The organism is Synechococcus sp. CCY9201 (assembly GCF_034931105.1).
Classification (GTDB): domain Bacteria; phylum Cyanobacteriota; class Cyanobacteriia; order PCC-6307; family Cyanobiaceae; genus CBW1002.
Window position 1 is genome coordinate 1 of sequence record NZ_JAYGIC010000086.1, and the last position, 8946, is coordinate 8946.

The 8946-nt window shown below is 64.9% G+C and carries 10 protein-coding genes; 7 read left to right on the forward strand and 3 right to left on the reverse strand.

Annotated elements, in window-relative coordinates; translation table 11 throughout:
• The coding region (locus VB716_RS08940; protein ID WP_323270281.1) for an IS630 family transposase at positions 1-458 on the forward strand (458 nt) is incomplete at its 5' end.
• On the opposite strand, the gene VB716_RS08945 is transcribed toward VB716_RS08940, so the two are convergent.
• Both VB716_RS08945 and VB716_RS08950 read right to left on the reverse strand, forming a co-directional pair.
• Positions 455-679: a DUF2256 domain-containing protein gene (locus VB716_RS08945; protein ID WP_323270282.1), complete on the reverse strand. Its 225-nt coding sequence runs from the start codon at positions 677-679 to the stop codon at positions 455-457. The two genes, VB716_RS08940 and VB716_RS08945, sit on opposite strands and share 4 nt — an antisense overlap.
• 235 nt (positions 680-914) lie before the next feature.
• Entirely contained in the window at positions 915-3047 is a 2133-nt protein-coding gene (locus VB716_RS08950) for an acyltransferase family protein (RefSeq protein ID WP_323248435.1), read from the reverse strand.
• 26 nt (positions 3048-3073) lie between these two features.
• On the opposite strand from VB716_RS08950, the gene VB716_RS08955 reads away from it, so the two are divergent.
• The 4 genes from VB716_RS08955 (at position 3074) to VB716_RS08970 (ending at position 6338) form a co-directional block, all read left to right on the forward strand.
• Positions 3074-3520 carry a hypothetical protein gene (locus tag VB716_RS08955; RefSeq protein ID WP_323248432.1) on the forward strand — a complete coding sequence of 149 codons (447 nt, stop codon included), beginning with the start codon at positions 3074-3076 and terminating at the stop codon, positions 3518-3520.
• Between the two features lie 62 nt (positions 3521-3582).
• Positions 3583-4116: a hypothetical protein gene (locus VB716_RS08960; protein ID WP_323270283.1), complete on the forward strand. Its 534-nt coding sequence runs from the start codon at positions 3583-3585 to the stop codon at positions 4114-4116.
• 54 nt (positions 4117-4170) lie between these two features.
• A complete protein-coding gene (locus tag VB716_RS08965) occupies positions 4171-4557 on the forward strand; it encodes a hypothetical protein (protein WP_197170938.1) in 387 nt (128 codons plus the stop codon).
• Between the two features lie 5 nt (positions 4558-4562).
• Entirely contained in the window at positions 4563-6338 is a 1776-nt protein-coding gene (locus VB716_RS08970) for an AarF/ABC1/UbiB kinase family protein (protein ID WP_323270284.1), read from the forward strand.
• On the opposite strand, the gene eno is transcribed toward VB716_RS08970, so the two are convergent.
• Entirely contained in the window at positions 6339-7634 is a 1296-nt protein-coding gene (eno, locus tag VB716_RS08975; protein WP_323270285.1) for a phosphopyruvate hydratase, read from the reverse strand. It abuts the gene before it with no gap.
• 190 nt (positions 7635-7824) lie between these two features.
• On the opposite strand from eno, the gene gloA reads away from it, so the two are divergent.
• Entirely contained in the window at positions 7825-8229 is a 405-nt protein-coding gene (gene gloA, locus VB716_RS08980; RefSeq protein ID WP_197158441.1) for a lactoylglutathione lyase, read from the forward strand.
• 26 nt (positions 8230-8255) lie between these two features.
• On the forward strand, positions 8256-8946 hold a 691-nt coding region (locus VB716_RS08985; RefSeq protein WP_323270286.1), incomplete at its 3' end, for a Clp protease N-terminal domain-containing protein.

The following is an 8946-nucleotide window of genomic DNA, read 5'->3' on the forward strand; positions in this document are numbered from 1 at the left end:
GCACCACCACCCTGTTCGCCGCCTTGGACGTGGCCACCGGTGAGGTGATCAGCCAGTGCAAGCCCCGGCACCGGCATCAGGAGTTCCTGGGCTTCCTGCGGCAGATCGAGACGTCCGTCCCCGAGGAGCTTGATGTCCACCTGATCGTGGACAACTACTGCACGCATAAGCACGCCAAGGTCCGTGCCTGGCTGGCACAACGGCCCCGATTCCACGTGCACTACACACCCACCTACGCCTCCTGGCTGAACCAGGTGGAGCGCTGGTTCGGGATCATCACCCAGCGGGCGATCCGGCGCGGCAGCTTCTCCAGCGTCAAAGAGCTGATCGCCAAAATCGAGCAGTTCGTTGCGGCCTACAACAAGACCAAGGCCCCGTTCAACTGGACGGCAACCGCCGACTCGATCCTGGAGAAGCTCCGGCGACTTTGCTCACAAATCTCCGGGACGGCACACTAGGCAGAGATCCGGGCTTGGTTTCTGCGGTCGTTGCGGGTCCTGCGGCAGCGATCCGAGCAGTAGCGAACCTCCTCCCAGACGTCCTTCCATTTCTTGCGCCACTGAAAGGGCCTGCCGCAGGCCTGGCAGACCTTGGTGGGTCGCTCCGCGTGATGGGGCATCAGGGAAGCGGGCGCCGAGCCACGGCCCGTTACAAACTGCAATACTATGGCCATGGTCATCGAGCGGGTCCTCTGGGTCCGCTTTTTTGTGGGCAGATGACTGGCTGGAATCGGGCGACTGCTCAGACTTTCACGGCGGCAGCTCAGGACGGGCCCAAAGCAGTCCCAGCTCGGATGCCCGCATGAACGAGGACCCGGCGGCCCAACGGCGTGAATGCCATCCTGAAATTCGGAGGAGGAATCGGCGAGGTTGATCGATCCCGTAGTTGGCAATCACCAGAGCTCGCGACAAGCGTCATTGCGCCATGAGTGCCTTACGAATCGCATTGGCTGACAGCCGTGCTGCTTCCACCGATGGGTGGGAATGCTCGTCACGGTAAAGAACCTCGCCATCTCGACCAAGGTAGGTGCATTCCTTACGCGAGCAGAAGATATCGAAAAGATCCACCACTGTGATCTTCCGAGTCCTTTCTTGCTCTCGTAAAATCATGTCCAACTTGGATCGCCTCACCAGAGATACTTCTTTATTGGGAATCGGGCAGTGATTCCCCGGCGGTCGGAACCACTGAGGGATGGCGTTCACGGGCTTGCAGTTCGCCTCGCGGGCAAACGGAAGGCCGTGAAGCACGGCAAGGTGAACCCCTTTGGAGGAGAGCTCCTGGGAGAGCTCCTCCAATCCTCGCTTAAATTGTTGACGCCGCCTTTGAGCTCTGCCCGTATCTGCTGCTGGCGTGAGATCTGATAAATCGTTGATCAGAAAGACCAAATCTCCTCTGCGCAGATCTTTCATCAATGAGGGCGCGACTTGCTCCCAGTAATACGTGTTTGCTTCTTTATACGCACTGAAGTTATCCATCCCTTTGACGGGAGACGCCCCCCAGGATGACGTGATCGTAATGGCGTAGCCATCTCTCTTGACCAGCTTACTGAAGGCTTGCACAAATGCTGCAGAGAATGAATTACCCAGCACCAGCACCCGACGCTTTGCCTTGTCTGGGTCGCCCAATGTGCATCCGGCAGAGGTGATGATCTTGCCAGCCTCTGAGTTTTCAGTCAGCACGCATGGCCGCCCTTGCCACGCACGACCTGTTCCTGAAAGGGTAAACTTCTGCAGAAGGGATTCCACTCCCCTGGCGGCAAGTTCAAGCTGCTCTCCGGTATAAAGAGAAATCGGCAGCCTCTGCAGGCCGATCACCAAGCCAGCCGTGCCTGCGGATGCGCTGATCGCAAAGCCGATCGTTTTCCATCGCATTGCGGACCACTCCGCTCGACGCAAAGGTGTCTCGACATATCGATAGGAGAGAATTCCCAAGGCAAGCATCAGCGCCACTTGGACTGGGATCGACCACCAGCGAATCCCAATCGTCCATCGGCTGATCGAGAGAATTCCCCAATGCCAAAGATAGAGAGAGTATGAAATCAGACCAATGTACGTTATCTTGTCATTAGTCAAGACAGCGTACATCAACGTCCCCTTTCTCAGGCATGCAATCAGCACTGCCGTGGCGATAACGACGGCAAGCGTGCCGATGACAGCCAGCTCCAAAGGCAGCCACAGGATCGCCACCAGGCAGGCGGCAACGGCCAGGGGTGGCAGGGATTCTGTCCACCGCAGCAGTTGGCTGGGATGCCTCAGGCCCAGAAACAGCAAGCTCCCCGCCCCGATTTCCCAGAACCGAGGCGGCATCAGAAAATAAGCTGCTGGCTGATTCACTTGATAGAGATAAAGGAATCCGATCAGTGATGCGACGGAGAGAAGCCCAGTCACCCAGAGCAGATTGGATTCACCCCTGACCGTGGCGCGGCCGAATCCTGAGAACCAAATCAAAAATGGATAAACAAGATAAAACTGCTCCTCGACCCCCAGAGACCAGGTGTGGGTAAATGGATTCAGCTCGGTTGAAGAGGCAAAATAGTCAGTTGCCGATCCGTAAAGGCTGAGATTGGAGATGCCAAACATCCCTTTCCATGCAAGTCCAAGTTCGTTGTACGGTTCGGGGTTGAAAAAGCAGATCAACAGACTGGTAATGACCGTGAAGAGAGCCAAGGCTGGGATCAGCCTTTTGAGGCGCCTGGCATAGAAGCCGAGGAAGAAGTCCTGGAGCGACTCACTGCGGTGATTGGCCAGAGACGAGGTGATGACAAAGCCAGACATCACGAAAAAGATGTCCACGCCGAGATAGCCACTGGGCATGGCGTTCTTGTTGATGTGATTCACGATAACGGCGATCACCGCCAGGGCCCTTAGACCATCAATCTCGGGCCTGTAGTTGGATTTTCTGACCTCTCCTTCTGCGACAATGCTTTTCAAGGCCTGGCTGTCCTGGTTTCCGAAGATTCTGCAGGGCCGATGGTTTGGCATGAACCCGCTGAGTTGCCACGGATTTCTTCCCCAGCAGAGCCTCGATGCCGCGATCGACTCCTCCATCGCCAGCCCCCCCCTCTGCGCCAGGGGTGCCTGGGTTCTACCCGCAGCTTCGGTGGCTGCTCTGGCTGGTGCTCACCCTGGCGCCCCAAGCGGGCCTTGCGGCCGATGCTGAGCGCTGCGGGGCCCTGCTCGATCGCCGCAATGCGCTGGCGGAGCAGGCCATGGCTGCGGAGATCCACCTGGCCAGCACCGTGCGCGACCGACTCTGCCCGGCGTTGAATCGCCGCGCCGATGCCGCCAATGCCAACCCGGAATCGGCGGGCGCGGCGGACCTGCAACAGGAGCCCTTCGATTTCGGCGGCTATGTGGAGTGCCGCCATCGGGCCGAGGCGGAGTTGGCACGCAGCCGCGCGGTGTTGTATCGCAATCAACTGGGCTTTCCCTTCTATACGCAGGCCGGTGCCGACCTGGCCCGTCAATCGGATCGGCTGGTGCAGGAGCGGATCCGGTCAGGCTGCCCCGGCCAGTCCTGAGAGCCGGGGGCCGTTCTCCTGATCCGGCAGGCAGGATGGCGGCACAGTTGCAAGGTTCTGTGATGGCCGCCGCGGCCCCGCCCACCTCCAGACCGCGGCCGAATCCCTGGCTCGGGCCCCTGCTGGTTGGCGTCTGTTTCGGGGTGGGATATGGCCTCACCCAGCGCCTGCTGACCCTCAACCTGCCAGGCCTGATTCACCTCGGCCAGGGTTTTTCCCTCAAGCCATTCCCCGGTACCGGCCTGGAGGCCCTGAGGCAGCGCTTCGGCCAGGAGGGTCAGCAGATCCGCGGTGATCTCGACCTGCTGGAACTGGAGGCCCAGTCCCGCCAACAGGAGGAGGAGATGCGCAAGCGGCAGGACGCTCTCGATGCCGAAGAGAGGCGTCAGGCTGAGGCCCCCGACCCTCTGGCGCTGCCGGAGCCTGAGCGACCGCAGGAGGGTGGTGGGGGGGGAGCCCAGGCGACACCCCCCGCTGGACCCTCGGCCTCGACTTCCGCGCGTCAAGCTGCTCCGGAGGCAGTGGCCCCCCTGCCGAGCCAGACGACCTCCGACTTGGCCCCGCCGCCGCCACCCAGCCCCGCTCCGCTGCCGTGAGCCTTCACAGTGCCAACCCCCGGCTGTCACAGTGACGGCAGCACCAGGCCCGAGATGAGCGCGCCCCAGTCCCTCTTCCAGGCGGCCGTCAACCGCTTCACGGCCCGGCTGGGCAGTGGCCTGGCCGATGCCGCGGCAGGACTGGCCGCGCTCGCCCAGGAGGCCCCCGAACGGCTGCAGCAGGAATGGCAACTGTTCTGGCAGGAAGTGGAACTGGAAGCTGAACGGTTGGAGAGGAGCGCGGGCACCTCAGCCGGTGCGGCCGGCGCTTCTGTTTCGTCGTCTCCCTTTGAGGGGGATGGCACGCCCGGCGAGGCTTTCGCCCGTGATGCGGGTGCCTCTCGCTTCCCCCGGGAGACCCAGGCCCAGATCGATGCGCTACGGGCCCAGGTGGCCGCCATCGCGCGCCGCCTCGACGAACGGCCCGCGGTGCAGGACTGAACACCATGACGGTCAGCGGCGTCGCGGGCTCGGGTCACGCGGTCACAGCTAAGGCGGTCAGCGGTGTCGCGGCTGGTGCGCCAACCCGTGGCATCGGTTCGTGGCGCCGTGCACGGCTCGATGACGCCACTCGGATCTGGCGGCCGCTGCGGATCTGGGGCCTCACTCTGAAACTGTTGGCCAGCCTCTGGTGGGATGGCCGTCGCTGGAGTTATCCCGGTGGCTTCACGCCGGAGCGACTGGCGGCACGGCAGCGCCGCCGGGCCCGCTGGCTCACCCAACAATTCCTCTCGTTGGGCTCGGCCTTCATCAAGCTCGGCCAGCTGTTGTCAGCCCGTCCTGATGTGCTGCCCGCCGATGTGGTGGAGGAACTCTCCCATCTGCAGGACCGGGTGCCCGCCTTTCCGTTTTCCGTGGTGGAGGGTCTGCTGGAGCAGGAACTGGGCGAGCGTTGCGCCGAGATCCTCGATCTCGAGGAGGTGCCTCTCGGCTCGGCCAGCCTGGCCCAGGTGCACCGCGCCAGCCTGCGCAGCGGCCGCCAGGTGGTGTTCAAGGTGCAGCGCCCCGGCCTGGAGCGCCTTTTCCGCCTCGATCTGGAAGTGCTGCAGCAGGTGGCGGCGGCCGTGCAGCGCCACCCCCGCTGGGGCGAGGGGCGCGACTGGATCGGCATTGCCAAGGAATGCCGCCGCGTGCTGCTGCGGGAGCTTGATTTCCGCCTGGAGGCCGAGCATGCCGCCCGCTTTCGTCAGCAGTTCCTGGAGGATCCGGGCATCCGCATCCCGGCAGTGGTGTGGGAACTGAGCAGCCGCCGCGTGCTCTGCCTGGATTACGTGCCGGGCATCAAGATCACCGACCGGCCAGCCCTGGTGGCCGCGGGGATCGAGCCCGCCGCCGTGGCGGAGAAGGGCGCCGCCAGTTATCTGCAACAGCTGGTGCGCTTCGGCTTCTTCCATGCCGATCCCCACCCCGGCAACCTGGCCGTGGCAACCGATGGTGCCCTCATCTATTACGACTTCGGCATGATGGGGCAGATTTCGGAGCGGCTGCGCAGCCGCCTCGGCCGCATGGTGCGAGCCGCCGCGGCGCGGGATGCCACCACCTTGGTGGAGGAATTGCAGCAGGCCGGTGTGATCGCCGAGGGCGTTGATCTCGGACCGGTCCGGCGTCTGGTGCGGGTGATGCTCACCGAGGCGCTCACACCTCCGTTCAGCTCCAACGTGCTGCAGAAGCTGTCCGGAGATCTCTATGACCTCGTCTATGGCCAGCCATTCCGCCTGCCGCCGGAACTGATCTTCGTGATGCGGGCCCTCTCCACCTTCGAGGGGGTGGGCCGCAGCCTCGATCCCGGCTTTAGCCTGGTTTCCATTGCCCGCCCTTACCTGCTGCCCCTGATGACTGCCAGTGGGTCCGGCCCCAACGATCTGATCAACGAGCTGGGTCGCCAGGCGGCCGAAGTGGGCAGCCGCGCCCTGGGCATCCCCCGTCGCCTCGATGAGAGCCTGGCCCGCATTGAGCAGGGGGATCTGCAGGTGCAGATCCGTGCCGGTGAAACCGACCGGCTGCTGCGGCGCCTGGCCCTGGCGCAGCAGAGTGCCGGTCAGTCCTTCCTGCTGGGCGGCCTGGCCGTTGCAGCCGCTCTGCTGGCAGCCAGCGCCAGGCCTGCCCTGGTGGCGATTCCCCTGGTTCTCGGTCTGCCGGTGGCAACGGGATGGCTGAAGCTGCAGTCGCGGCTGCAGCGGGATGGCCGGATCGATCAGCTGCAGGGTGGCGGTAAGGGCTGATCAGCCCTTGCCGCGGGGGCCGCGGTCCACGGCGCCGGCGTAGACGGCCTGGTTCCCCAGTTCGTCTTCGATGCGCAGCAGCTGGTTGTACTTGGCCACCCGCTCGGAGCGGCTCAGGGAGCCGGTCTTGATCTGGCCGGCCCGCGTGGCCACCGACAGGTCGGCGATGGTCACGTCTTCGGTTTCGCCGCTGCGGTGGCTGATCACGCTGGTGTAGCCGGCCCGGCCGGCCAGGTCGATCGCCTGCAGGGTCTCGGTGAGGGAACCGATCTGGTTCACCTTGATCAGGATCGAGTTGGCCACGCCCCGGTCGATGCCCTGCTGAAGCCGCTCGGTGTTGGTCACGAACAGATCGTCGCCCACCAGCTGCACCGTGCCGCCCAGCTTCTGGGTGAGCAGATCCCAGCCATCCCAGTCGTCTTCCGCCAGGCCATCTTCGATCGACACGATCGGGAAACGGCTCACCAGGGCCGCCAGCTGATCCACCATCTCGGCGCTGGTGTAGTGGCTGCCGCCGAAGGCATAGCGGCCGTCCTTGAAGAACTCGGTGCTGGCCACGTCGAGGGCCAGGGAGATCTGATCACCAGCGCGGTAGCCGGCCTTCTCGATCGCCTTGACCAGCAGCTCGCCGGCGGCATCGTTGCTGGCCAGATCCGGCGCGAAACCGCCCTCGTCGCCCACGGCGGTGGAGAGGCCCTGGTCGTGCAGCAGACCCTTGAGGGTGTGGAACACCTCGGCCCCCATGCGCAGGGCTTCGCGGAAGCTGTTGGCGCCGTGGGGCACCAGCATGAACTCCTGAAAATCAAGGTTGTTGGTGGCGTGGGCGCCGCCGTTGATCACGTTCATCAGGGGCACCGGCAGCAGATTCGCCATCGGACCGCCCAGGTAGCGGTAGAGGGGCAGATTGAGCCCCTTGGCGGCGGCCTGGGCCACCGCCAGACTCACGGCCAGGATGGCATTGGCGCCCAGCACGGATTTGTTGTCACTGCCGTCCAGTTCCGCCATGGCGTTGTCCACCGCCACCTGGTCGAGGGCGCTGAGGCCGCAGAGGGCCGGCGCGATCCGCTCTTCGATGTTGGTCACGGCCTGGGTCACGCCCTTGCCGAAGTAGGCCTTGCCGCCGTCGCGCAGTTCATGGGCCTCATGGGCACCGGTACTGGCGCCGCTGGGCACGATCGCCCGGGCGTTGGCGCCACCCTCGAGGTAGACCTCGGCTTCCACGGTGGGGGTGCCGCGGGAGTCGAGCACCTCGCGGGCAACGATGGAATCGATGACGAGGTCGAGGGAATCGATCACGTAGGCCGCTCTGGATTGCGGGAATCCTATGGGTGCCCCCCGCCCCCACTGGTGTGCCCATGCGTACCGCGAAGCGGCCGGACTTGCCCCTCACCATCGAGTCTCACAACGCAGTCTCGCCGCGCTTCCAGAGCCTGCGGCCAGAATGGCGGCAGACCGAACCGGCGCAGGGCGCCGCAGGAGCTCGCCGATGCGATTGCTGCACACCATGCTCCGGGTCGGAGATCTGGAACGCTCGCTCACCTTTTATACGGAGGTGCTGGGGATGCGGTTACTGCGCCGCAAGGACTACCCCTCCGGTCGCTTCACCCTGGCCTTCGTGGGCTATGGCGACGAGAGTGACACCACGGTGCTGGAACTCACCCATAACTGGGACACGGACACGTACACGGTGGGCAGCGGCTACGGCCACATCGCCATCGGTGTGGACGACATCCAGGCCACCTGTGCCGCCATCGGTGCCAAAGGGGGCCGGGTGGTGCGGGAGCCGGGGCCGATGAAGCACGGCAGCACCGTGATCGCTTTCCTGGAGGATCCCGATGGCTACAAGGTGGAGCTGATCCAGCGCTCCGCCCCGGCGGCGGCGTCCGCCTGATTGCCCGCCGCCCTGCCTCCTGCGTCATGGTCTCCTCCGTCTCCACCTCGCCGGCTCCCGGGAGCCTCACCAGCGATCCCGATCGCTTCAGCGAGGAGGCCTGGGAGCTGTTGCTTGCCTCCCAGGACACGGCCCGTCGCTGGCGCCATGGCGCCATGGATGTGGAGCACCTGCTGCAGGCGCTGCTGCAGGATCCCCGCTGGGCCCGGTTCGTGGACCCTCTGCCGCTGGATCTGGATCTGGCCCTCGATCGGATCGAGGCCTTCTGCGCCGAGCAGCCCCCGTCCCGCGGCGGCGAGCTCTACATCGGCGACGCCCTCGAGGATCTGCTGGAGGCAGCCGATCGGTGCCGGGCCGCCTGGGGATCGCAGCTGCTGGACGTCCCCCATCTGCTCCTGGCCCTGCTGGAGGAGCCCCGCCTCGGCGCCGAGCTGCTGGCAGAGCAGGGCCTCAGCGAAGACCTGCTCCGCCGCCAGCTGCGGCCCGGTGTCCCGGCAGTGGAACGCAACGTGGCTGAGGATCCGTGGCAGGTCGAGGCGGGCCGGGCTCCGACAGGGGCCCAGGTTGAGCCCCCAGCTGCCAGCACCGGTGCTGGCAGCTGGGTCGACGCAGAGGACCCCAGCCGGCCGCTCCCCGGCGCCCGGCGGTCTACGTCCCGCAGCTCTGCTTCCAGCCTCTCCTCCTCCAGCCCGGGGCCCAGTCGGCGGCGGCGGCCTG

Coding starts and splice junctions, on each gene's coding strand:
- VB716_RS08945 (WP_323270282.1), bottom strand. CDS start 679: ATGACCATGGCCATAGTATTGCAGTTTGTAACGGGCCGTGGCTCGGCG.
- VB716_RS08950 (WP_323248435.1), bottom strand. CDS start 3,047: ATGGAGGAGTCGATCGCGGCATCGAGGCTCTGCTGGGGAAGAAATCCG.
- VB716_RS08960 (WP_323270283.1), top strand. CDS start 3,583: ATGGCCGCCGCGGCCCCGCCCACCTCCAGACCGCGGCCGAATCCCTGG.
- VB716_RS08965 (WP_197170938.1), top strand. CDS start 4,171: ATGAGCGCGCCCCAGTCCCTCTTCCAGGCGGCCGTCAACCGCTTCACG.
- VB716_RS08970 (WP_323270284.1), top strand. CDS start 4,563: ATGACGGTCAGCGGCGTCGCGGGCTCGGGTCACGCGGTCACAGCTAAG.
- gloA (WP_197158441.1), top strand. CDS start 7,825: ATGCGATTGCTGCACACCATGCTCCGGGTCGGAGATCTGGAACGCTCG.